General features: G+C 59.8%; 20 protein-coding genes. 13 read left to right on the top strand and 7 right to left on the bottom strand.

Translation table 11 applies throughout. The annotated features are described in order from the left end of the window. Positions 1-90: 90 nt before the first annotated feature. The 5 genes from nirK to GGR23_RS22020 form a co-directional block, all read right to left on the bottom strand. Positions 91-1119: a copper-containing nitrite reductase gene (nirK, locus tag GGR23_RS22040; RefSeq protein WP_246366041.1), complete on the bottom strand. Its 1029-nt coding sequence runs from the start codon at positions 1117-1119 to the stop codon at positions 91-93. Positions 1120-1366: 247 nt separating this feature from the next. After that, positions 1367-1834: an SRPBCC family protein gene (locus GGR23_RS22035; protein ID WP_183368490.1), complete on the bottom strand. Its 468-nt coding sequence runs from the start codon at positions 1832-1834 to the stop codon at positions 1367-1369. Next, positions 1834-2037, bottom strand: coding sequence for a DUF2933 domain-containing protein (locus GGR23_RS22030; protein ID WP_183368489.1), 204 nt, complete (start codon positions 2035-2037; stop codon positions 1834-1836). The genes GGR23_RS22035 and GGR23_RS22030 overlap by 1 nt, the downstream gene beginning before the upstream one ends. Further along, complete coding sequence (locus GGR23_RS22025; protein WP_183368488.1) at positions 2034-4283, bottom strand: copper-transporting P-type ATPase; 2250 nt, start codon at positions 4281-4283, stop codon at positions 2034-2036. The genes GGR23_RS22030 and GGR23_RS22025 overlap by 4 nt, the downstream gene beginning before the upstream one ends. 11 nt (positions 4284-4294) lie before the next feature. Next, the gene (locus GGR23_RS22020; RefSeq protein ID WP_183368502.1) at positions 4295-5761 is read right to left on the bottom strand and encodes a multicopper oxidase family protein; all 1467 of its coding nucleotides are present in this window, start codon (positions 5759-5761) and stop codon (positions 4295-4297) included. 619 nt (positions 5762-6380) lie between these two features. Between GGR23_RS22020 and GGR23_RS22015 the strand changes: the two genes are divergently transcribed. Next, positions 6381-6914: a cytochrome c gene (locus tag GGR23_RS22015; protein ID WP_183368487.1), complete on the top strand. Its 534-nt coding sequence runs from the start codon at positions 6381-6383 to the stop codon at positions 6912-6914. A 26-nt stretch (positions 6915-6940) separates the two neighbouring features. Here the strand turns inward: GGR23_RS22015 and GGR23_RS22010 are convergent, their stop codons facing one another. Then, entirely contained in the window at positions 6941-7867 is a 927-nt protein-coding gene (locus GGR23_RS22010) for a GNAT family N-acetyltransferase (RefSeq protein WP_183368486.1), read from the bottom strand. 713 nt (positions 7868-8580) lie between these two features. Between GGR23_RS22010 and GGR23_RS22005 the strand changes: the two genes are divergently transcribed. The 7 genes from GGR23_RS22005 (at position 8581) to GGR23_RS21975 (ending at position 16143) form a co-directional block, all read left to right on the top strand. Then, positions 8581-8985: a FixH family protein gene (locus GGR23_RS22005; RefSeq protein WP_382341686.1), complete on the top strand. Its 405-nt coding sequence runs from the start codon at positions 8581-8583 to the stop codon at positions 8983-8985. A gap of 1 nt (position 8986) precedes the next feature. Further along, entirely contained in the window at positions 8987-10411 is a 1425-nt protein-coding gene (locus GGR23_RS22000) for an efflux RND transporter periplasmic adaptor subunit (protein WP_183368484.1), read from the top strand. Then, positions 10408-13590 (top strand): CusA/CzcA family heavy metal efflux RND transporter, encoded by a 3183-nt coding sequence (locus tag GGR23_RS21995; RefSeq protein WP_183368483.1) that lies wholly within the window; start codon positions 10408-10410, stop codon positions 13588-13590. Before GGR23_RS22000 ends, GGR23_RS21995 begins: the two co-directional genes overlap by 4 nt. Positions 13591-13594: 4 nt before the next feature. Continuing rightward, positions 13595-14056 carry a DUF411 domain-containing protein gene (locus tag GGR23_RS21990; RefSeq protein ID WP_183368482.1) on the top strand — a complete coding sequence of 154 codons (462 nt, stop codon included), beginning with the start codon at positions 13595-13597 and terminating at the stop codon, positions 14054-14056. A 101-nt stretch (positions 14057-14157) separates the two neighbouring features. Beyond that, positions 14158-14463 (top strand): hypothetical protein, encoded by a 306-nt coding sequence (locus GGR23_RS21985; protein WP_183368481.1) that lies wholly within the window; start codon positions 14158-14160, stop codon positions 14461-14463. A gap of 258 nt (positions 14464-14721) precedes the next feature. Continuing rightward, positions 14722-15048, top strand: a complete 327-nt coding sequence (locus tag GGR23_RS21980; RefSeq protein WP_183368480.1) for a hypothetical protein — start codon at positions 14722-14724, stop codon at positions 15046-15048. 33 nt (positions 15049-15081) lie between these two features. Then, complete coding sequence (locus GGR23_RS21975) at positions 15082-16143, top strand: L,D-transpeptidase family protein (RefSeq protein WP_246366031.1); 1062 nt, start codon at positions 15082-15084, stop codon at positions 16141-16143. A gap of 425 nt (positions 16144-16568) precedes the next feature. Here GGR23_RS21975 and GGR23_RS21970 read toward each other — a convergent pair whose 3' ends face one another. Further along, positions 16569-17144, bottom strand: coding sequence for a hypothetical protein (locus tag GGR23_RS21970; protein ID WP_183368479.1), 576 nt, complete (start codon positions 17142-17144; stop codon positions 16569-16571). A gap of 190 nt (positions 17145-17334) precedes the next feature. On the opposite strand from GGR23_RS21970, the gene GGR23_RS21965 reads away from it, so the two are divergent. The 5 genes from GGR23_RS21965 to GGR23_RS21945 form a co-directional block, all read left to right on the top strand. Further along, positions 17335-18234: a hypothetical protein gene (locus GGR23_RS21965; RefSeq protein WP_183368478.1), complete on the top strand. Its 900-nt coding sequence runs from the start codon at positions 17335-17337 to the stop codon at positions 18232-18234. Continuing rightward, positions 18231-20540, top strand: coding sequence for a hypothetical protein (locus GGR23_RS21960; protein ID WP_183368477.1), 2310 nt, complete (start codon positions 18231-18233; stop codon positions 20538-20540). The genes GGR23_RS21965 and GGR23_RS21960 overlap by 4 nt, the downstream gene beginning before the upstream one ends. 63 nt (positions 20541-20603) lie before the next feature. Further along, positions 20604-21608 carry an ATP-binding protein gene (locus GGR23_RS21955; RefSeq protein ID WP_183368476.1) on the top strand — a complete coding sequence of 335 codons (1005 nt, stop codon included), beginning with the start codon at positions 20604-20606 and terminating at the stop codon, positions 21606-21608. Continuing rightward, positions 21601-23436: a hypothetical protein gene (locus tag GGR23_RS21950; RefSeq protein WP_183368475.1), complete on the top strand. Its 1836-nt coding sequence runs from the start codon at positions 21601-21603 to the stop codon at positions 23434-23436. The genes GGR23_RS21955 and GGR23_RS21950 overlap by 8 nt, the downstream gene beginning before the upstream one ends. Positions 23437-23749: 313 nt before the next feature. Then, positions 23750-24126, top strand: a 377-nt coding sequence (locus GGR23_RS21945) for an AAA family ATPase (RefSeq protein WP_183368474.1), incomplete at its 3' end; no start/stop codon positions are given.

Here is a 24126-nt window from a genome sequence, read left to right as displayed (position 1 = left end):
GGAATAAGAATTTACGTGGGGATTCTCAATCGGCCTGGCCGTGGGAGTGGTCATCCATCTCCATGTCCATCTCCTCCGGCTCGGGCTGACTTACCCCTTTCGATCCGGCAGATTCCGCTTTTCCCAAAACGATAAGCTTTGCGACCAGGCCAGGGCTGCTCGTGACAGAGCGTGATCGACTAGCGTATATTCACCGGGAACGTCCATAGTGAGATCAACGACGGTCGCTCCGCCAGGGGGAACCGTGACGGTTTGAACGTCTGTCAACGGAGGACTATCGAGCGAGCCCAGCTGGTAGACCCTGTCGAAGACTTCGCCGATCACATGGAAGCTCGACGTCTTGTTCGGGCCGCCGACTCCGAAGTAGATGCGGACCTTCTCGCCGACTTTAGCAGTCAGGGCGTTTGTACCGGTCAGCGCGTTCGCGGCACCGTTGAACACATAATATTCCGGCCGCTCGTCGAGTAGCTTCTCTACGCTCTCAACCTGGTTGCCTTTCGTGCCGAACGGTTTCGAGGTGTAGATTTCACCCTGCATGACATAAAACTCGCGGTCGACCGGCGGCATTCCCGTTTCGGGTTCGACGAGTATGAGACCGTACATACCGTTCGCGATATGATGAGCGGCCATCGGCACCTCGCAGTAGTAGACGTAGAGGCCCGGTTTGGTCGCCTGGAAGCTGAACGTCTTGGTTTCTCCCGGAGCCGCGTCTGTTGCGACGACACCTCCGCCGGGACCGGTCGCGGCATGAAAGTCGACGCTGTGGCGCTCGCTGCTATCCTTCATGTTCATCAGCTCGACATCAACGCGGTCCCCCACCCGGGCGCGAATGAAGGGGCCGGGCACCTTTCGATTGAATGTCCAGTATTGGTACGTCGCGCCGTCAGCTAGCCTTCCTGTGACCTCGACTGTGTCGAGCATCACCTTGATCGTCCGGTTCCCCGAGCGTTCTTCGGAGGGCGGTAGGTCTGTCGCTTGGCGGACCACGTCGAGCGGTGCATTCGGCGTGCCGTTGGCTGCCGGATGCTGATGAGAGCCGTTGGCAAAGGCTGGAGCGCCAAGAGCGCAAACGGCCAAGATCGTCAGCGCGTTAAGCAAACCGAAGTTTGTTCTTGTCATTTCAGATTGTCCTCGATGGGCTTGCGGCGAGGACATTCAGAAGGAATGAGCAGCTGCGGTCTTTGCTCAACCGCAAAGAACGCAGCTGCTCTCAATTTCGTGATCTTGCTGTTGGCGACATACAGCTAGTTGCGCGGGCCTTAACGGGCCCGCGCAACTCTTCTCTGATCCGGGGCTTACCATGCCTCGGCCTTCGGCGGTGAAGAGGGCGCTGGCGAAATATCCGAACACAACCGCAATCCTGATTTCAGAGTCCCTCAGTCATTTTCCTCAGACACCACCGTGCATAAAATTTGGCAAACACGGCACCCATTATTTTCCAACCTTGACCGTCTGGCAGATTGTAATCAGTGAACATGCCGACATGGCTGCCATTACCCTGAGGGGTGATGGTGAAGCCCATCCTGTAGTGCCCGATCACGAGGAGGCGAATGTCTCCTCGTGTCTCCCAAGTCTTAGAGAACGGCGGCGACCGCTCGATCACCACTTCCTCCAGAAAGAGCCGGAGGCCGAGTACGTATCCGGTCATCCGGATCACAGAGCCGACGGTCCTGCCTCGCCCCCCGTCAAGCTCATAGCGCATCGTTCCGCCGAGCATCATCGCGGACGGTTTCTGCATGTGTGACCCGAGCGCCGTCGGATCGTCTAGCCTCTCGAAGGCAGCCTCCGGAGAGGCTCGTGAGCGCACGCTCAAGGTCTCCGAATGAGCGTACATCACGGTTTCCGGTCCTCGCGGTCGTGATGATGGTGTCCTTCGTGCCCGCTATGACCGTGGAAGAGATGCATCAGGGGGCAAGCCATCAGCAGCAGGTAGGGAGCGAGCCCGAGAACATGAGTCCAGTGCTCCCGCAGAACAAAGAACGCGGCGATGACACCGAAGGAGATGGCCATTAAAACCCATGTGCGAGACGTAATCATAGTTCCATGCTCCTGAGCCTGAGGGAGTTGCCGATGACACTGACGGATGAGAGCGCCATGGCGGCTGCCGCGATGATGGGAGAAAGCAAAAGTCCAAATGTCGGGTAAAGAGCGCCTGCGGCGATGGGGACGCCTGCCGCGTTGTAGATAAAGGCGAAGAACAGGTTCTGCCGGATGTTGGCCATAGTGGCGCGGCTGAGCTGCCTTGCCCTCACGATGCCTTCGAGATCGCCTCTCAAAAGCGTGACGCCCGCGCTCTCGATTGCGACATCGGTGCCGGTGCCCATGGCGATCCCAACGTCGGCCGCCGCGAGGGCAGGAGCGTCGTTCACGCCGTCACCCGCCATGGCTACGATTTTGCCTTCGTCGCGGAGCCTTGTGACGATCTTGCTCTTGTCCTCGGGCAAGACCTCCGCCTCGACTTCCTGAATGCCGAGACGGCTTGCGACGGCCTGCGCGGTCGTCCGGTTGTCGCCCGTCAGCATGACGACGCGCACGCCTTCCTCGACCAGCGCCTTCACGGCCTTCGGCGTCGTCGCCTTGACGGGATCGGATATTGCGAACAGTCCGGCTACCTGGTCTTCGCTCGCCATGAAGATCACAGTGGCACCTTCGCCGCGCAGCTCTTCTGCCTTTGCGGTGAGGGCGGTGACGTCGATCCCGCTCTCACCCATGATGCGGTGGCTTCCGAGGATCAGCCGCCTGCCTTCGACCATGCCTGTCACGCCCTTGCCGACGGGGCTGTCGAAGTCCTCGGCGGTGCCGAGAGAAATGTTCCGCTCCTTGGCGGCATTGACGATGGCGAGCGCCAGCGGATGCTCGCTGGACCGTTCGAGCGTTGCCGCAAGGCGGAGCAGGTCCGTTTCGGCAAGGCCCTCACGGGGAACGATGGCCGTAACCTTCGGGCGTCCCTCGGTGAGCGTTCCGGTCTTGTCGACCACCAGCGTGTCGACCTTCTCGAAGCGCTCCAGCGCCTCGGCGTTCTTGATCAGGACGCCGAGCCTTGCTCCCCGTCCGACCCCCACCATAATCGACATCGGTGTGGCCAGGCCAAGAGCGCAGGGGCAGGCGATAATGAGCACGGCAACGGCGGCAACGAGACCATGTGCGAAACGGGGTTCCGGCCCGAGTATCATCCACACCGCGAATGCGATGATGGCGACACCGATAACGACAGGCACGAACCAGCCCGACACTTCGTCGGCGAGGCGCTGGATCGGAGCCCGCGAGCGCTGCGCGTCCGCGACCATCCTGACGATCTGCGAAAGCATCGTGTCGCGGCCGACCTTGGCCGCCTCCATGACGAAGCCACCGGTCTGGTTCATCGTGCCGCCGATGAGTTTTGAGCCGACCTGCTTCGTGACGGGCATGGATTCGCCCGTGATCATGGATTCGTCGACCGAGCTTCGTCCTTCGAGGAGAACGCCGTCGACTGGTACTTGCTCACCCGGTCGGACACGGAGCCTGTTCCCGACGCTGACGGCGTCAAGGCCGACATCCTCATCGGTTCCATCTTGCCTGATGCGGCGGGCGGTTTTCGGAGCCAGATCGAGCAGGGCGCGGATTGCGCCACCCGTCTGCTCGCGGGCCCTTAGTTCCAAGACCTGCCCGAGGAGCACCAGTACGGTGATGACCGCGGCCGCCTCGAAGTAGACGGCGACCGTGCCGTCTTCGGATCGGAGGGTTTCGGGGAAGAGGTCCGGAACCAGCGTCCCCACCATGCTGTAGGCCCAGGCCACGCCCGTTCCCATGGCGATCAGCGTGAACATGTTGAGATGACGGCTGAGGATGGACTTCCAGCCGCGCTCGAAGAAGGGCCATCCCGCCCAAAGCACGACGGGGGTCGCCAGCACCATCTGCACCCAGTTCGACGTCTTCGGCGAGACGAGCATGTGGAGGTCGAACAGATGGCCGCCCATCTCCAGGAAGAGAACCGGGATCGCGAGGACGAGGCCGATCCAGAAACGACGGGTCATGTCTAGAAGCTCGGCGCTCGGTCCTTCCTGAACAACCGGTGTCTCCGGCTCCAGAGCCATGCCGCAGATCGGGCAGTTGCCAGGTCCCGGCTGCCTGATCTGGGGATGCATCGGGCAGGTGTAAATGATGCCTTCGGCGCTCGCAGGCGGAGGTGCCGCGTGCTTGATCCCCCCGTGATTGGCGTGATCGTGGGCGTGATGTCCACCGTGATCAGCCTGTGAATGGGTACTGTGATCGTGGTGCTGATGCTTTTCGTGCTCGGTCGCCATGAGGGTCTCCTTCAGATCAGGTCTTCGTAGGTGACATAGGTCATCATGCCCGAGGCCATATGGTAAAGATGATGGCAGTGAAGGGGCCAGCGGCCCGGATTATCCGCATCGAAGTCGATGGTCAGCGCGGCCATGGGCGGCATCAGCACGGTATCGCGGACCGCTCCGGCGATCCTCGTGCCGTTGATCGCCACCACCTGAAATTGATGGCCGTGGAGATGGATCGGATGCGCCATCATCGACATGTTCATCAGATCGAGACGGACGCGCTCGCCCTTCTTTGCCATAATTGGCTGGTCAGTCTGTATGGCCCAGGTATAGGCGGCCATGTCACCACCCAGCATTGCCGAATATTTCCGGTCCGGCTCCCTGTCCGCGAGTGGCGATGAGGAGCGGAGCTGCCGCTCCAGGGAGAGGTCGAGGATCGGACCCTTATCGCTACCGTTCGCCGCGATTCTGCCAACGTCCGCGCCCGCTGTGGCAAGTATAATCCCGGTCCGCTCGGCCGCACCTTCTCGAAGTGCCAAGACCGGGAAAGCGCCCTGGTACGGGGGCAACTGCAGGCGGATGTCAAGCCGCTGGCCCATGGTGATCGGGAAGCGGCTACCCTTCACCGCGACCACGGGCCTGCCATCTACCGCGATCAGGTCGCCTGAAAGCGCACCCATGTCGATGGTGAAGGCCGTGGCCGTCGCGCCGTTGATGATGCGCAGGCGGACGCGGCCACCTTTCTCCACGGTGACCACGTCCGGATCGTCAAGCGTGCGGTCGTTGGCAAGGTAGGCGTCGTATTCGATATCGTTGACGTCAATCCCCATGTTCATTCCGGACATCGGCATATCCATGCCGGAGCCGCCGGACATCATCTGGTGCATGGCCTGCATGCCGGGCATTGATCCCATCATCTTCGAATGGTCCATGGACATGCCCGACGACATGCTGCCCTTTTTCAGGCCATCAAGCAGTTCCTCAGGCGACTTGAACGAGAAGTCATGGAGCATCACAACGACCTCCTGCTCGTCGGCTGCCCTGTCTGCGGCGGTGCGCACGATAAGAGGCGCGGCCAGCAGGTTCTGTTCCTGTAAGGTGTGCGCGTGCATCCAATGCGTCCCGCCTTCGCCCGAGGGAAGGTTGTAAGCACGGTTCTCCGTTGGCTTCAGGAGGGCTGCCGGATTGTCCGGAACACCGTCCATCTTCCAGGGCGGAGTTAGGCCGTGCCAGTGGATGAGGGTGCTTTCAGTCGTCTCGTTTGCCAGCTGAAGATCGATTGTCGACTCCGCGTCGGCGACAAGACCCGACTTACCGGATCGGTCGGTCAGTCCGAAGACGCTGGCGGACCTGCCGTTGACGTCGAGGGTCCTCTTCGCGACGGAAAGCTTTGTGGAAGAAGTGGCGGCGTTGGCGGCGCGAACACCGGACAGGGCGGAAAGGGCGGTTGCACCCATGGCAACCGACATCAGGAATTGACGGCGATACATGTTAAACCTCTTGTTTGTCGTCGGAAGGACCGACATGTCGATGACTATTCCGCCGCAGTGGCGGCGCGGCATCAGACTGAGGTTCTGGGCGGGCCAAGATCGGGAGCCGGAGCCTGCCCGGTCATGGACCGTCCGGCCGCCAGGAGCGGAGCGGATTTCTCAAAAGCCCGGCTGGGTGAAACGCCAATGTCCGGCAGCATCGTCAGGCACGCGCCGCACGTCGTCGTGCAGCATTCGCCAGTCCGCTGCTCTTGTTTTGATTTCTGGTGGTGGTGATGACTGATGGAGGTTTCGACAGCAGTTCCGTGACCGATGTCGCATCGGGCTGGCATGGCATGGCCAGCGGAGGTGCCGACGAGCAGGAATAGCGCGACGAATGCCGCGACCACTCCTCCCATCATTGTGCGTCTCCAGTTCGCCATGGCAAACTCCGTTCATCTGTGACCAGCTTAGACTACCCCAAACCCGGTACCTTTGATTTCGGTCAATCGTTGGCTGGCATTCTTACCGCTTTAAGAATGATGAGAGTTCCAGTCACTGGAAGGTCAAGCGCAAAACTGTATATGGAATTCAGCCCTTATCAGACCTATCCTCTCTCCGAGAATGCCGGAGACGCTCCATGACTTGGAAGACCGCAGTTATTTTATCTGTCTCGCTGATCGGCGTCACCTCTGCCATAGCCGGAACGGCCTCGGAAATTGTTCAGAGCAGGCAGAGCGCCATGAAGGAGATTGCTGCCGCGACAAAGGTCATGGCTGGAATGTTCAAGGAGCCGCGTTCCTATTCGGCCAGTTCTTTCGGTGCTGCGGCTCGTGAGATTGAGGCGAGGGCAGGAGGTCGTCTGGTGGAGACGTTTGCTCATCTTGGCGCTGCCCCCGGCTCGAAGGCGACGGACGCTATCAAAGATGATCCCGCTCATTTCGCGGAACTCGCTGACAACCTGAAAACCTATGCCGCCGACCTTGAGGCCGCCGCTCGCGATCATCCGGACGCCATGACCGGTGACATGAGGATGAAGGCGGGTGAGGCTATGGAGGGCGGCCTTCTCGGCATTACGCCGCACTCGTCGCAGAAAATATCAGCGGAGCACGCCTTTCACCTCATGCTGCAGACATGTGCCTCCTGCCATTCCCGGTTTCGCGAGAAGAGCTGATTAGTGCAGGCAGGGAGGGACGGAGGTCAGCCGTAATCGACGTCTAGTATTTCGAAGCGGCCGATACCAGCACGCTGGCTGTTGAGGCAGTTGGACTGGATCAGGAACTTGCCTTTCAGAAGCCGCTCCGGCAGTCCAAATCCGTTGGAGAAGCCAACTGAATCATTCCAGCCGAGGTACAGATAGGCTGTTCGCCCTGTGGTGCGGCACAGGCTTGCGATCATCGCTCTTGTAGCTGCTGCCTGGGGCTTGTCGGTTCGCTTGGAGAATGTGGCGCAGACAAGGAGCACAGGCAGAGACCGGATGACGCGCGGGGAGGCAAGGATCGCTGTGTCGCCGTCGCTTGCACAGAAATATCGGTGGATCGGCGAGCTTATGCGCTTCCTCACCTCCTCACGAGTCATCTCCACACCGCCCTTATCAGAGCCAAAGCAGCTGGCGCATGCCGACGCGATTTCGTCGGTTCGCTCAAAAATCGTGAAATTGTCTGATGTTCGAGCGCCTGGCAGTGCGAAGCCCAGACGAGCCGGTAGCTGGGTGACCTCCTCCATGCCGAAAAAGCGTTTGTTGAGCACCGAGGCTCCCTCATTGGCGTAGGCGTACATGATGTCGGCCCCCTCGCTCGCCACCACTTTCTGCATCTCTTTGTATAGGCTGCTTGCAACCTTGAAGCCTCTGTATTCCGGCGACACGAAGAGATCGACAAGCTCTGCGGCCGTCCGCCGCTGACCGTGCGCGATGAAGGTTTTGAAGAAGCATGCGAGCTGTCCGGCCTTCGAACCGTCTGCGAAAGCCGATACGATAGTTGCCCTTTCATAACCTTGGCGGTAAGTCCAGGCGAACCGTTCCCCGGACAGCTCGGGTCCGTCTTTCAGGAAGGCGCGGCGTGCGAGACTGGAAGTCAGTGATGCATTGAGTTCGTCGGCAGTCTCTGTTCGCACCGTGATGTTCACGCTGGCCGCCTCTTCTTCGCTTGATCCAGAAGATCGATGCCTCAAGCTAAGCGAAAGAAACTTAACAGCGGTTAACGCGAACGGATCGGCGCTTAATAGCCCCGCTCGCTGATCGGCCTATGGTGCTGAAAGTGCGAGCGGAGGCTTTCACTGACCAAGTAGAAAGCGGTGTCACCCGACGCTCGGATAAAGTTGTTGTGAGCACCTTCACACGAAAACCGCCCAGTGACAGGATGGGCGAATGTTGTTCCGCTTGTTGCACGCATTGTCGCTTATAGCCGCAGTCTTGGCTGTCCTTCTCGGACCACCGAGCATTTCAGCGGCCGAGGCTGCTATGGTATCGCCCCCGGCGGTGACAGACGCCATGGCCGCCATGGGCATGCCGGACCAGATGCCGTGCTGCCCGAAGCCCAAGCCAGATACGAACACCTGCGGCAAGGGATGTGTGTTCAGCCTCGCATGCGGATCGTCTTTTGCGGCGCAGGCGGAGGCGAAGGCGATACTGCGTGAGCGCTTCCCACGGTTGCGACAGACGTTCGACCCGATCCCCCACGCCGAGCTGCGGTCTCTCACCGGCGCTCCGCCGCATCGCCCTCCTAAAGTCTAGTCATCATCCATCAAGTGAGCTGCCGTCGGGCGCAAGACGCTTTCGACGGTCCTTAACTATGTTCAATTGCGGACCGCTCTGCGGAGCGTCCAGACGTGAGATGACTATGACGAGAATTACTACCTTGGCCCTGGCTCTGGCAGTGAGCGGTGCCGCCACCCTTTCCGGCCCTCGTGCCGTGTTCGCGGCCGCTGCCGACTACGAATTCCAAGCCGTAAAGACCGATGTGAAAAAAGGCCCCGAGGCCATCGTGTCGGTGAGGGTCGTGGACAAGCGCACCGGCGCGGCGGTCCCTGACGCGATGATCTTCACCACCCGAATGGACATGGCTCCCGAGGGCATGGAGACCATGACCACCCCGGTCGATCTGGCTCCGTCGTCTGAGCCCGGCGTCTATGCCTTCAAGACCAATCTGGTGATGGAGGGCGGCTGGCGCTTCAAGCTGGCGGCGAAAGTCCAGGGCGAGCCTGAAACAGTGCAGGGCGAGCTGATACTGAAGGCAGTTCCCTGAAATGCCCCGCCATGTATCAACTGTGCTCACAGCTGCGGCTGTGGGCATCGCAGCCTTTTGGGCAGGCAAATCCGACTTCCCTGTTCGTATGCCCTTCACGTCCACGGCAGGGCAGGCGAATGCTGTCGAGGTGAAATCATCACCGCCGCCGACCGGGGCTGTGATCTACTACCGAAATCCGGACGGATTGGCGGAGTATTCCGCCGCGCCCCGGAACACGAAGGACGGGCGTCCTTTCGTGACTGTCCGCGAAAGCGAGGACGTCAGCTTCGATCCCGCGAAGGCGGGCGCTGGCGTCAAGGCGGCGGATAGCGGACAGAAGGAGCGGAAAGTCCTTTATTACCGCAATCCGATGGGACTGCCCGACACCTCCAAGGTTCCGAAAAAGGACTCCATGGGGATGGACTATCTGCCCGTCTACGAGGGCGAGGCGAATGACGGGTCTACCGTCACGGTCGCACCAGGCAAGCTGCAGCGCACCGGCGTGAAGACAGCTACGGCGCAGAAAACAGCCGTGGCGCGAAAGCTCGCTTTGCCCGGCACCGTCGTCCTCGACGAAAGGCTGATCAGCGTCGTCGCCATGCGCACCGAGGCCTTCGTTGAGGATGTCGCCGATGTGACCACGGGTGATCGGATAAGAAAAGGGGACGTCCTTTTCCATTACTACTCCAAGGAGATCGCCGCTGCGGGAGCGCAGTACCTCGCGGAGCTGTCGTCATCGGTCGCGCAGCCGCCGGACACAGGAGCTGCGCTTCGGCTGCGGAATCTCGGCGTTCCGGTCTCGGCGATCAAGTCCATCGCCGCGAACCGCAAGGTCGGAGCGACCATCGCCTACACCGCTCCGCAAGACGGCATTATCCTGGAGAGGACAGCGGTCAAGGGGATGATGGCGGTTCCAGGGGCCGCCCTTTTCCGGGTCGCGGACCTGTCGAGAGTGTGGGTGCTGGCTGACGTTCCAGAGTCGGAACTTGGCACGATCAAATTAGGCGGCCCCGCATATGTGACCTTCCGGCAGAGGCCGGGAGCGGCTCTGCAGGGAACGGTCGGCGCGATCTACCCCGAAGTTCAGATGCAGACACGAACGGCGAAGGTGCGGATAGAGCTGCCGAATCCCGAAGGCCTCCTTCTTCCCAACATGTACGCGTTGGTCGCCATCGGCGCGGATGCTCCGGACGCCGTCACTGCTGTCCCGAACAGCGCGATCATCGATACCGGTGACCGCCAGCTTGTCTTCCTGGATCGGGGGAATGGCAAATATGAGCCCAGGAGCGTGCGGCTCGGCGCGAGAGGCGAGGAGATGACGGAAGTGCTGGAGGGAGTGGCTGTCGGAGACCGTGTGGTCGTCGCGGCCAATTTTCTCCTCGACGCGGAGAGCAATCTCAACTCGGCTCTCAGCTCCATGACTGATGAGGAGGCTCAGAAGTGATTGCCCGAGTCATCTCATGGTCAGCCCGAAACGTGCTGATGATCTTGATCATGGCGTCTCTGGCGGCAGCAGCTGGCGTCTACGCGCTCAAAACCATGCCGCTGGACGCAATACCGGACCTTTCGGACGTTCAGGTCATCGTCTTCACCGACTACCCCGGCCAGGCTCCGCAGGTTGTCGAGGATCAGGTGACATATCCGCTGACGACAGCGATGCTCACGGTGCCGAGATCGAAGGTGGTTCGGGGCTTCTCCTTTTTCGGCGTGTCCTTCGTCTACGTGATTTTCGAGGACGGCACCGACCCCTACTGGGCCCGCAGCCGCGTCCTTGAGTATCTGAACGCCGCAGCGAGCCGTCTGCCGGAAGGTGTGACGCCAGGGCTCGGGCCTGACGCAACCGGCGTCGGCTGGGTCTATCAGTACGCTGTGGTGGCGAAGACGCTGACACTCGCAGAGCTGCGCTCGCTGCAGGACTACGCTGTCCGTTTTGCCGTTTCGAAATCGGAGGGTGTGGCGGAGGTCGCCAGTGTCGGCGGTTTCGTCCGGCAGTATTCGGTGACTGTCGACCCCGTGTTGATGAAGGCGCAGAGCGTCACTCTGGCTGATGTTGCAAATGCAGTCAAAGCCAGCAACCGGGATGTCGGGGGCCGGACTGTCGAGCTTTCGGAATTCGAGTTCATGGTGCGCAGCAAGGGGTACCTGCGCGGGGTGAAAGACATCGAGAACATTGTCCTGAAGTCCATAAACGGGACGCCGCTGACCCTTTCGACCGTCGCGCGGGTGGAGCTGGTTCCGGACGAGCGGCGCGGCATCACAGAACTCAACGGGGAGGGGGAGGTCGCAAGCGGAATCGTGCTCCAGCGCTTCGGAGCGAATGCGCTCTCCGTGATCGAAAACGCGAAGGAGAAGCTGGAAACTGTGCGGGCCTCCCTGCCGGACGGGACCGAGATCAAAGCGGTTTACGACCGGTCGACGCTGATCGAGGCGGCTATCGAGACGCTGAAGGGGACGCTTGTGGAGGAGTCCATCGTAGTCGCTCTCGTCACAGTCGTCTTCCTGCTCCACGTGCGAAGCGCTCTGGTTGCGATTATCATGCTGCCCGTCGGCATCCTGATTGCCTTCATCGCCATGCGTCTTCTGGGCCTCGGAGCGAACATCATGAGCCTCGGCGGCATCGCCATCGCCATCGGCGCGATGATCGATGCAGCTATCGTCATGATCGAGAACGCCCACAAGCATCTCGAACGGGCACCGCCCGGAAAGCCGAGGGTCGACATACTTGTGGAAGCTGCGGCGGAGGTCGGCCCGGCTCTCTTCTTCAGTCTTCTGATCATCACCGTTTCATTCCTCCCGATATTCACGCTGGAATCGCAGGAAGGTCGGCTATTCGGGCCCTTGGCCTATACAAAAACTTTCTCAATGGCGGCCGCCGCCATTCTCTCGATCACGCTGGTGCCGGTATTGATGATCCTGTTCGTGCGCGGCCGGATCATCCCCGAGCACAAAAATCCGGTCAACTGCCTGCTGATCTGGCTGTACCGGCCGATTATCATGGTAGTGCTGAGAGCGAGGATGCTCACTGTGCTCATCGCCCTTGCGGCGCTGGTGGTTACCGTGTGGCCAGCGCGGCAGATCGGCAGCGAATTCATGCCAGCTCTCGACGAGGGGACGCTGATGTACATGCCGACGACGCTCCCAGGTCTTTCGGTGACGAAGGCGGCTGAACTGCTACAGACGCAGGACCGGATCATAAAGACGTTCCCGGAAGTGGAGACTGTGTTCGGAAAGGCTGGCCGGGCGCTGACCGCCACCGATCCAGCGCCGACCGAGATGTTCGAGACGATCATCACCCTGAAACCGAAGTCACAGTGGAGGCCCGGTGTCACTGTCGACAGCCTCAAGAACGAAATGGATGCCGCCTTGCAGTTTCCCGGCGTGTCCAACGCATGGACAATGCCGATCCGCGCCCGCATCGACATGCTCTCCACCGGCATCAGGACACCGGTGGGCGTGAAGGTCTACGGCAGCGATCTGAAGGAGATGGAGGCCATTGCCCGGCAGATCGAGACCGTCCTGAAGGGAGTGCCGGGGACCTCCAGCGCCTACGCCGAGCGCGTGATAGGCGGTTATTATCTCGACATAGTCCCCGACCGCGCCGCGCTCGCGAGGTATGGTTTGGCCATCTCAGACGTCCAAGACGTGATTGAGATGGCTCTCGGCTCCAAGGTCATGACATCCACTGTGGAGGGCCGGGAGCGCTACGGCGTCTCGGTCAGATATCCGAGAAGCTACAGAAGCGATCCACAGTCGATCTCGCGGGATGTCCTCATCGATATTCCGGGCGGAGGCACTGTCTCGCTCGGCGACGTGGCCGAGGTAAAGCTGACTCGGGGGGCAACCTCGATCCGCACGGAAAACGGTCAGCTTGCCGTCTACATCTTTGTCGACATCGCCAACCGCGATCTTGGCGGATACGTCGCCGACGCCCAGGCCGCCGTCGCCGCGTCAGTGAAGATGCCGCCTGGCTATTCCGTCGCCTGGAGTGGGCAGTTCGAATATCTGCAGCGGGCGAAAGCCAGGCTCGCTGTCGTTATACCGCTCACTCTGGCGCTGATTTTCCTGCTGCTGTACCTGAACTTCAAGGCGATAACGGAAACCCTCATCGTGATGCTGTCCCTTCCGTTCGCTCTGGTCGGCGGCATCTGGATGATGTGGTGGATGGGCTTCAACGCCTCTGTCGCCGTGGCAGTAGGTTTCATAGCCCTTGCAGGTGTCGCCGCCGAGACCGGCGTAATCATGCTGATCTACCTTGATCATGCACTGACGGAGGCGAGGGAGAGGGCAAACGCGCAGGGAAGGGTTTTCGGGATGACCGATCTGAACGAAGCCATCATGACAGGCGCTGTGGAGCGGGTTCGCCCGAAGATGATGACGGTGGTGGCCATCATGGCGGGGCTGCTGCCGATCTTGTGGAGCGAGGGGACGGGTTCGGAGATCATGCAGCGGATCGCCGTTCCGATGATCGGAGGCATGATATCCTCGACCCTCCTCACACTGGTCGTCATTCCGGCCGTCTACGCGCTGGTCAAGGGCTGGCGGCTGCCCGCAGAAAAACCGGCTAGGGTGGATCACACGCCTCCACGTTCGCCACAATCACTTGTAGCCGTTGCAAAGGAGTAGGAAAATGAGAAGAAGGCATTTCATGTTTTGCGCCTCGGCGCTGATCCTCGGCGTCGCCGCGCGGCCCGGTCGGACAGCGCAGAGGCAAATGACCGTCTACAAGGACCCGAACTGCGGGTGCTGCGAGGCGTGGACGAAGGCCATGCAGGCAGCGGGCTTTGAAGTCGACATTCGGCCCGTCGATGACATGGCAGCCGTCAAGCTGAAGTTCGGGGTCCCGCAATCGGTGGAGGGGTGCCACACCGCCTACACCGACGGGTACTTCATCGAGGGACATGTACCAGTGGAAGCCGTCGAGCGCGTGCTGAATGAAAGACCCGCGATCAAAGGCGTGGCTGTGCCCGGCATGCCGGACGGCTCTCTTGGCATGGGAGACGATCCAACAGTCGCATCCTATGACGTCATGAGCGTCGACCGACAGGGCAACGCCGCTGTTTTCATGAGCATCAGGCCGGGGAAAGCGTGAGGCGAAGGTAATATCTCGCGAGCTGGAGGCTTCAGGAAATGAGCACTGCGACTTACTCATGGTGACCTTCGGCGGTCCTTCTTTTTGTATCCGGACTGCTCGTGGCTGGAATCGGCATATTCTTTATCCTGGCCAGACCCGCGCTGCTGCCGGAGGACATCAGGTATATAGGACTGACACCTGCCAAGATTGACCTGCTCGGGCCAGCCTTCCAGACTTGGCTTGCGCGAGTGTTCACAGTACTCGGCGGTTTCGCGATTGCCTCTGGTGTGCTCGCAGTAGGTCTCGCCGCTACGTCTTTCCGCGCCCGCAGCAATATCGCACTATTCGCCGCTGCGGCAGGAGGTTTCTCGTCAATTCGATTGATGTCCGCAGTCAACATGATGATTGACTCCGACTTCAAGTAGCCGTTGCTCGGAGTGGCGGCGGTATGGTGTGCGAGCATTGGATGCTACTTGGTTGAAGGCATGGCGGCGAAGCGGGCTTTGAGATAGTTGAAGCAAGCTTTTGCCCTGCACGTCGACCGGCTGGTTTGGCCAGAGCACGCGCCGTTTAGCGGATCACGCGCCTGTGGCTTGCACAGCCATCACAAATGATGCAAGGACTGCTCGGTCGTATTGCGAGAGCAGCAATGTCCCTTTTTGTCGAAACCGGATGGCGGTTCAATGCGCGTGGTCGTAAGCCTGATCGTCAGCATTTTCCTGCTTGGATCGCTTCACTTGTTTTGTGACGATGATCACGCTGATGTTTCGCTGCAGCAGAGTGACAGCTACGCGGTGACGCTTGTGCTGGCTCCTCTGAAATCGCCCGCCGCAAAAACTGCCAACGAAGCCCGGGGACAGGCGCGTTGCTTAAGCGATCTGGCCATCCTATCGGAAGACGCCTTCCACGCATTCCATCGCAATGCCAACTGCTGTTCGCTGTTATCCGCGTCAATCCCTGAGGGGCTATCCGGCTCCGTCGACCTCAAGCCGCCGATTTTCTCCGCCTGACCAAAAACGGGTTCAGCTGGAGAAAGGAAGACAATGAGACTTTGGGCAAGACGTGCGCCCGCGATCAGCTTCGCGGCGGCTTACCGATTATTCTTGCGGTTATTGCGAGGCTGCGGCCCCATTTCCGCGCTGTTGCTAGCGGCTACGCTGGCGGGCTGCATAAATATAAGTCTGGATGACTTGGGCCAGTCGTCGCGAGCGATCCCCGCGTCCCTGCTCGCAGAGATGCAGAAGAAGGGAATGACGCCGGAAGGCGCTGTGCTGATCCGCATTTTCAAAATGGAGAGCGAGCTTGAGGTCTGGAAAGTCGACCGCAGCGGGAAGTACGCGCTGCTGAAGACATACCCGATCTGCCGATGGTCCGGGAAACTGGGACCCAAAACCAAGACTGGCGACCGCCAAGCGCCGGAGGGGTTTTACAGGGTGAGCATGGGCAGCCTCAATCCGAACTCGCAGTTTTTCCTGTCGTTCAACCTCGGCTATCCGAACCGTCTCGAAGCGGCGTTGGGTTATTCAGGCGAGGCCCTGATGGTCCATGGGGCCTGCTCATCATCCGGTTGCTTCGCGCTCACCGATCAGAACATCGGCGAAATCTACGCTGTTCTGCAGGCAGCACTAAAGGCCGGTCAGCCCTCCGTGCAGGTCCAGGCATTTCCCTTCCACATGACGCCCGAGAATTTGGCGGCTCATCGCGACGATCCGAATGTCTCTTTCTGGCTAATCCTGAAGCGGGGCAATGACATCTTCGAGGTGGAGCGCCGCGAGCCGAAAATCTCCATGTGCGACCGCAGATACGTTTTCGACAGGGACTTCGGCGGACGCGAGCCGGGCAATCCTCTTGCCGCTTGCCCGGCCAGCACGTCGCGGCCGGAGCCGTCGGTCGATGCCAAAGCTATGAAAGACCTGAACAGGTCCGAGGCCCTGCTGAAGCTCCCTCCGCCAAAATCCATCGCGTATCAGGACGGCGGCATGCATCCGCAGTTCAGGGCGCTGCTCAAGAAGTTCGGCGAGAAGGAGCTGGCTGAGCGCGTGTCCGAAATCAAATATCCTATCAGCAGACCGGACGCCGCCCTGGCTGATCCCTACCGGAACTAGGCCGCTACAGGCCAGTCAGCCGGTCTAGACGTTGCATCTGCCGCCTGAGACGAACTGCGGGCGGCAGTTCCACCAGTTTGCGTGGACAGCCCGAGGCACCGAAACCGCGAGGGTAGTTCACCCGGGCCACATCAACCGAGGGCAGAGCCTATCGGTAAAAAATAGGGTTTGTTTGTGGGCGGCGGCTTCAGCGGTCGTCCATCAATAAACATACCCGCCGCGCAGCGCGGCTGCTCTGTCCCGTGCTTTATAGAGAAGCCAAAAGAGACTCTCAAGGATTTGCCTTAAGGAAATCTGTCCTTAAATTCATGATGCCGATGGGAAGAAGCGTTCCTTAATTAAAGACCCTGGAAAGAAATTGTGCCTTAATTCAAGATGTCAGCATTGGATAAGACCTGGACCGCGCAAAGGAAAATCAGTCCAGTTCAGGTTTTCGCACCCGGTCGCTTCTTGCGGCTCCGAAATCTTTTATGTCTTTGGATTGTCGCCGTAATCGGTTCCCCTGCAATCCAGTAACCGTTCTCCCGGTACTCGAATTCCTTGGAGTCCGTAAGAATTCTTCCAAGGTGTTTCGCTGGCGTGCGGTGCTCGATAACAAATCCTAGCGACAGGAGCTTCTCGTATATCTCCGCCCGGCTCAGCGGATGTCCTTGCGCCTTCAGAACCTGGTAGGCGAGTTGTCTGATCTGCCAGGCTTGGCTCTTCGGCCTCTCCATCTGCCTCTTGGCAAAGCCTTCTGGCACTTCCGGCAACGATGACTGCAGCTCCGCGTCTGCCGCTGTCTTCACACTGACATGCCGCGCGGGTGCCCGGCTCAGCGAGACCTTGGCGTGCTCCAGGTGCTTGAGGCTCTCGTCGATTGTTCGGGCCTCCCCGTCCAGCCGCTCAATCTCCGCGACGATCTGCTCCCGGCGCTTTGTCAGCACCGCGAGGTCCCGTTCGATGGACGTGATGACCTTGTTGATGTGGCCCTGGTGGGTATCCACCGATTCAGACTGCATAGCCTCTTCCGTATCTGATAGAATCGATCTACTTGTAACCTAAATTCAAGCGACGCTCCGGTACCTAGTTCAGCGAAGCAGTTACCAGTACCACAGAAACGGGATTCAGTCATCCGCTAGTCGCCCGCAGGCCACTCCCGGAACCTATTTCCCTGTGCCAATTCACAGGAAACATGCCGAGGTGATCTAAATGCGTTCTACGGATACTGACAAGATCGAGTGGGGAGCGCATGCGCGGTCCCCGGCGGCGGAGGAGATCGATTGGCGGTTGCAGCCGGGAGAAGCAGAGACGTGCCGCGCCGAGCCTCCGGTTGGGAGGCATGCTGTCGCCAGGATGTACTGGGCGGAGCATGGAGGTCCGATACGCACGATCATTGATGGCCGCAAGACCCGCCCCACCGGAACGTTTCGGTCCATGAAGGGCGGGGGCCGCTCGATGCCGTGGGATTCGAAGCATGAGAGGACGGCGATGCGTCTGGCTGATCTGTCGAGCCGGGTTCAGTTCCTGCTCGCCCAGCCGCACCGGCTGGAAATCCTCGTGCGCGGCAACGGCGGCAGGCCTCTCATATACTTCCCGGACCTGCTGCTCAAAGTCCACCCGTCTTTTCTGCATGATCTGCAGTCAGGCATGCCGTACGCCGAGGCGGCGCTGATGCCATGCGCGGCGAACATCCGGCCGCATCACCTCAAGACGCTGATCGTAGAGGTGAAGGCCGATGCGGATTCTCGCGACACCGACCCGAAATACGCCAGAAAGCTTGAGCTGGCGAAGGAGGTGTACTCGCGGCGCGGTTTCTCGTTTGTCACGGTCAGAGAGTCGCAGCATCTGCCGAAGCGGCCGTCGCTAGTGGCCAGGTACGCTGATCTGCACAAGTTTGTAGTGCTCGATGCGCGTGACTACCAGTCCTGCCTCACCTGTTTCGGAGGCAGGCATACGCAGACCGAAGAAGCTTTGATTGCAGCGCTGGGCGGCGGGCCTTCCGGTTACGCGCGGCTCATCGCTTTGCACTATCGCCGCTTCGTGTCGATTGAATTTTCGGCCCAGCGTGGCGGCGGAACGGTTCACCTTGTGGCAGGAGCAGAGCCGTGACCCTGTACGACATAAACAATGGTGATCGGTATGTGTTCCTGCACGGGAGCGGGTCCGGCACATTCACCGTGGAAGACGCAAGCGACGAGGCGGCGGTCGCGCTTCGGTCGCTTGAGGACGGAGAGACAAAATCAATCACTGCCTTGGACCTTGCGATCCTGCAGGCGCAGGGCGGTGCGGTGCGCACGGCGCGGGAAGGGCAGCCAATCCAGACGCTGACGGCGTCGGATTACCGCGCTATCCAGGAGCCGCCGGGCGAATACCTATCCGCTAAGCAGGAGAGGGATTGGCTCAACCTTCAGAAGGACTTCAAGCGGGCCTCGACACTGCTTTTCTATGTCCGAGAATTCGACAAGCATCCAGGCCTGGTGACAACAGAGGGGCCGCTGTCAAACTTCATCCTGTCCAAAGCCAGCTCCGCCAAGGCGGCGGGCTTCGAATGGACCCCTTCCACGAGCGCGGTGAGAAAGGCGCTGGCCAAGGGCGGGCCCGGAAACAGGTCGCTTGCACTCCTTCTCCGCAGGAAGAACTTCGCCAGGGTAAAGCAAAAATGGCCTCCGAGCGTATATGACCTTGGACAGGAAACTGTTCGCTATTTCTGGTCCAATCCGAACGCCAAACACATCGATGCTCACAGCTATTTCGATGACCGGTTCTATGAAATGCGGGATCAAGAGAGGCAGAAAAGGCAGGAGGAGAGCGGCTCCAACGACAGCGACCCAATCTTCGACTTCGAACCGCCTTGCCATCAAACTATTTCGAACTGGATCAACAGTGCGAAGTGCCATGCGACAGTCAGGTCGAAATACGGGGTGCGGCAGGCAAATCGGGAGCTGCGCGGGCGCGGCGAAAGCATGGATGCAATCGCCCCTCTTGAGATAATAGTTCTGGACCAGACCCTCGCCGACATCTGGGCCTGCGAGGAGGTCCAAGCGGACGGCACGACTGCTATCGTGCTGAAGCGACCGTGGATCGTGTGGGCCATGGATTTGTTCTCTCGCTCGACAGTCGGGTTCAATATGACTTTCGAGCCCCCCTGCATCGCTACGTTCATGATGTGCCTGCGCGAGGTCATATCGCCGAAAGCTGATCTGGTGAGAAGGTTCGGGGAGGCCAAAGGTGCCACTGACGCCTGGGGAAAGTTCAGCTGCGTGGTCCTTGACAACGCAATGGCGCATGTCGGCGTGACGGTGCAGCTCGTTGGCGATCTGGCGGGCTTTGAGGTTGACTACGCGCCGCTACGCACTCCCGAGTACAAGCCTTGGGTCGAGCGGCTGGTCGGTACGATGAACACGGCACTTCACAGCCTGCCCGGCGGCATCCCTGGCTCGCCTGAGAAGCTGAGGGAAACCGGCCTTGATCCGCGCAAGAGCGCGATGCTCAAACTGCACGAGATCAAAAGCCTCATGGACCACAAGGTGGTTGAATATCACCTGGAGGTGCACAGCGGCATCGGGATGGCTCCGGCGCGGAAATGGTCCGAAGGGTTGCTGGAGCATGGCAGGCCAACGGTCGATGACGCGCGGGCGTTCAAGATGGTTCTCGGGCGCTACGAGACGCGGACGCTGACCGCCGAGGGGATACTTTTCGATGGACACGACTTCCACGACCAAGTGCTCACGTCAACGCTGCTGAACGATCTGGCCCGCTTCCACAAGAGTCGGAAAGGCCGCAAACTCGGCCAATCCGCTTCCTTCAGGGTGCATTTCTTCTACTACGACGGGGACTGCTCCTCCATCTTCGTCCTGAATGAGTTCACCAAGGAGGTGGTCGAGCTTCCAAACGCCGATGAGTTCTACAGGGAGAGCCCCGTGTCGTTCGCCTTCGCGAAGGGAGAGCGGGAGAATCAGGCAAGGCTAAACCAGCAGTTCCACACCAGGGAGGAGAAAGCCGCCGCGAGACGGGCATTCAAACGCGAATTGGAGGAGAGCCTGGCTACCGGCAGTCACCGGCAGGGTCAGCGCACGATCAGGGTGCTGCATGGCGGCGAGAAGCCTCAGCTCGCGCCGGGAGATCAGATCGTCGATATCCTCGCCAAGCCAAGTATCAGCGGGATGCCGAAAGCCGTCGAGATTCCGTCTCGCATGCCTCTGGTTGAGCGGGTCGACGATGTTGTAGCCCCACCCGGACGCAAAGTTCCTCAGAAGAAGAGAAAGGCAAGGCCGAAGGGAGCGCCTTCCGCTCTTGTCGCCAATGATGCGGTGAAGCATGAGGCGATCCCGTCGGCCATGCCCCCTGCGGACCAAGGGCGTTCCAGGAGCGAGGCCGAGCTGGACGAGCTGGCAAAACGCTACGGCTTCAGTTGAGTGCGGCTGGCCACTTACGCGGCCCAGCTCAGTTTTTATCGTTCCAAACCCGGAGTTTCGCCTATGCCATCGTCGGTCCCCGTCGAAGACATCGACTACGTATTCAGCACGCTTCGCGTAGAGCATATCTTCATGAAGAAGGCGCACAGGCGCTTCGACATGCTGCGCCACACACGCCGTCAAATCCTGAACGGCACCAGTCTCCGCGATGAGGCGAAATGCGCGACACTGATCGCCGACACGCAAAGCGGCAAATCGACCATAGTCAAGGCCTACCTGGAGCGGAACGTCGTCGACTACTGCTACTCCTCCGGACTTTTTGACCGCGACACACCGGCGTCTGTCGTCAGCAGGCAGCAGCGGATAGTCGTGTATGTCCGTGTCTCGGGAGCATCGACGCTGATGTCGCTCCTGGAGGACATTCTCCGGGCCTATAAGGACCCGCGCCCGGAGTACGGCAATCTGGGAAGCAAGAAGCATCGGGTCCTGAACTATATCCAGCAGTTCCGGACTGAGCTTTTGATCTTCGACGAGATGAATCATCTTCGGGTCGGCGCACCGTCGATCAACGCTCGCGTGGAAGCCGGTAGAGTGCACAACACGCTGAAGGATTTTCTTCTGGATGGCTGCCCCGCTGTTTTCGTCGGAACGACGCAGGCGAGCGAGAAGATTCTCAGCGAACCGCAGATCAGGGCCCGGTGCATCGAAGAGCTGTTCCTGGGACCCCTCAGTTTCCGCAAACCGGAACATCACACAGCGTTCAAAGAGTACTGCGGGCTCTTTGGCTTGATGCTTCAGCGCTGCGGCCTCTTTCCCGAGCGCAGCAACTTCATCGGCGACAGGACGCTTGCCTGCATCTATATCGCCTGCGGCGGTTACCTCGGACACGCTGCGAATCTGTTCCAGCGTGCTGCTGTTTATGCCATTGAGGACGGTTCTCCGAGGATCGAGGTTCGCCACCTGTCAGACGCGGCGGACGACTACACTCTCTTCAACAAGCTCGCCGCTTCCAATCCTTTCCTGGAGTTGGATGACGGTACCGATGATCGGATGGCGGCCAATGGCTAGCGCCGGATATATCCAAGACATCGCGTCGCAGCCAGTTATGGCGCTGCCAGTCAGACCGGAGCCGGGAGAGCACCTTCGCGACGCCGCATACCGCGCCATGTCACAGAACGGCTTCACCAACAGCGATTTCGCTCTGAAGCTCGCTGGAACGCGCTCCTTCAAAACTTTATCCGGGATTCGGGACTGCACAAAAGAGGAGGCCGCGCGTCTGCTCGTTGTTCTCGGAATCGGAGATGACGCGGCCGCCACGAGGCTTTCGTTAGATAACTCCTGCCAGAGCGGCCGCAATGAGATGAGCTTCTTCGGGCTTGAGTTGCGCAGAGGTCATTTAGCGACCGCGCGTCGGGTCGCTCCCTTAACGCTGCGGCAGCGCAACGTTCTAAAAGGGAGCTGGTCGCTGCGTCCTCTTAGCTTCGACCTCTCCACCATGGAGATGCTGTTGGAGAAGTGCCCTGTGTGCGGAAAGGTGCTGGGGTGGTCACGCTGCCTCGGGGTATGCTTCTGTGATCATTGCATCGATCCCGATTACCCCTGGAGGGGAGTGGTGGACCTTCGCGACTTTCCGCAGGCGAAAGTGGAGGTTCATGACGAGGAGGCATTTGCCTTCCTTGCGGAAGTCGTCGACCCTGAGCAGACGAGTAAGCTTCCAAAACGCAAAATGGACGATCAGATCGGTGGACTTTCAAGGGGAGAGGTTTTCCAGTTCATTATTCAGATTGCGGGCCGTCTGGACGGGATCGGACGCCATTCAAATTCGCGATTGTCACCGATATCACTTGAGAGGGCCTCCAGAGCCATCATGGCGTGGCCTGAAGAGTTTGACGCTCTCGGTCTTGATGAACCGGGAAGGCATGACGGAACCAAGCCTAAACCCACGGCCATCATGTCATTGAAAACAGACGAGACGCTGTCACCTGCTGTCCGCTCTCTCGTGAAGGAGCGTTCAGACAAATTGCTCAGGCGCAGGCTTCTATCACGGATCAGTACCCTCAAAGCGTCGCCTGAGAAGGGCCATCCTGGGCCTTCCGATCCCAAACGGAGGAACTTCAAGGGGGAGCTGGCCCGTGCTGCCGCGACAGCTGGGGGTCTTCATCCGGCCGAGGCGGCGGTGGCGTTCCTCAGAGTGAATCCACAATCACGCGCTGTCGCCTCTGTGGTGGGGCTGCCTGTTCCGCAGCTTCTACCTGCATTTGAAAACGGGCTTCTCGGCGATTTTTCCCCTTTGGGTGAGAGAGAGGGGGCGTGTCGCGTTTCTCCGCTCGACACTCCCCTGATTGAATGGGTCAGGCTCCGGGCTGTTGAACCGCGCCCCGATCATACCCTCTCTCTTTTCCGCGCCGCGAACGCGATAGCGCACATGAGTGCAAACAGATGGTGGAGGACGTTGGCAGCGATGGAAGAGGGAAATCTCCGCTTCTCTCTGATTCCCGCGAATTCGCCGCTCCTGTATAGGATACGGGTACACGATCTCGACGCCCTCCGGATGTGTGTTTCCGAGCCAGAGGTTGCATCGCCGCTGGACCTATTGCCTCTCCGCCTCGATGAAACGGCGCAGGCTATGGGCAGAGCGCCCAAAGCCATACGCGACCTGGTCAGCCACGGAATACTTCCGCACGAGCCAAGCTGGGCAGATATCACCGAGATGCGTACGCATTGGATGTTTTGCTCAGAGATCACGCAAGCCGCAGCTCTCTCGGGACATTCTCTGAATCGGCCGGACATAGTTATGGCCAGAACTTCCGCCGCAACGATCTCAGCCGGAAGTACGAAGCTTTGGTACAGGGCCGACGTTGAGAGCTGTCTCGGCCTTAGGACGTCATTATGGTAGCTTCATGTCCGACGGCAGGGCCAGGACGTCCATCGTCGCGCATAGTTCCTCCCTTCGGGATGCTATTAGATTCACATGTGCTCCCAAGACGATCTTGATTTAGCCAACACAAAGGCTCCTCCGACGTGCCGCTGTACGCAAAGAGGGCGTCGCATGCGGACACCAGTACAATTTCCTGCGACAAGTGACCCTGCGCAGTTGCACTTTCTGTCCCGAGCGTGAATTGTTGGGCATACGTGCTGGCCGTTGCGACGAATGTTCCAAACAAGCTGATCACGTACCATCAATTGGCTCTGTGTGCGGGACCAGCATTGTGTTCATCAGCAAAATCTCGGAACTGAAGAATGCGGGCGTCTGGAGAGACTTCACCGCGAGTCCTGACCTGACAATCGGGCGTGACACCTTGATATACGGTTTCAACGGATCAGGAAAAACAACCTTATCCCGCGTGTTCGCGTCTATGCAAGCGGGATGCCTCGATAGCCGCTTGCCTCCTGCGACCACGTTCAAGGTGGAAACGTCCGATGGCTCAGTCGTCACCCAGTCGATGAATTCCAACCCGTTCGGGCATAATCTTCTGGTTTTTAACTCAGATTGTCAACGGCGGAGTAAAAACCGGCCACTTGGCGGCGCAAAAGTCGGCCACCTTGGCGCGCGCATGAGACCCGCGGGAGGGCGTAGCCCGAGCGG

Source organism: Gellertiella hungarica, assembly GCF_014197145.1.
GTDB lineage: Bacteria > Pseudomonadota > Alphaproteobacteria > Rhizobiales > Rhizobiaceae > Gellertiella > Gellertiella hungarica.
This window is presented reverse-complemented; position numbering and strand designations above follow the sequence as displayed.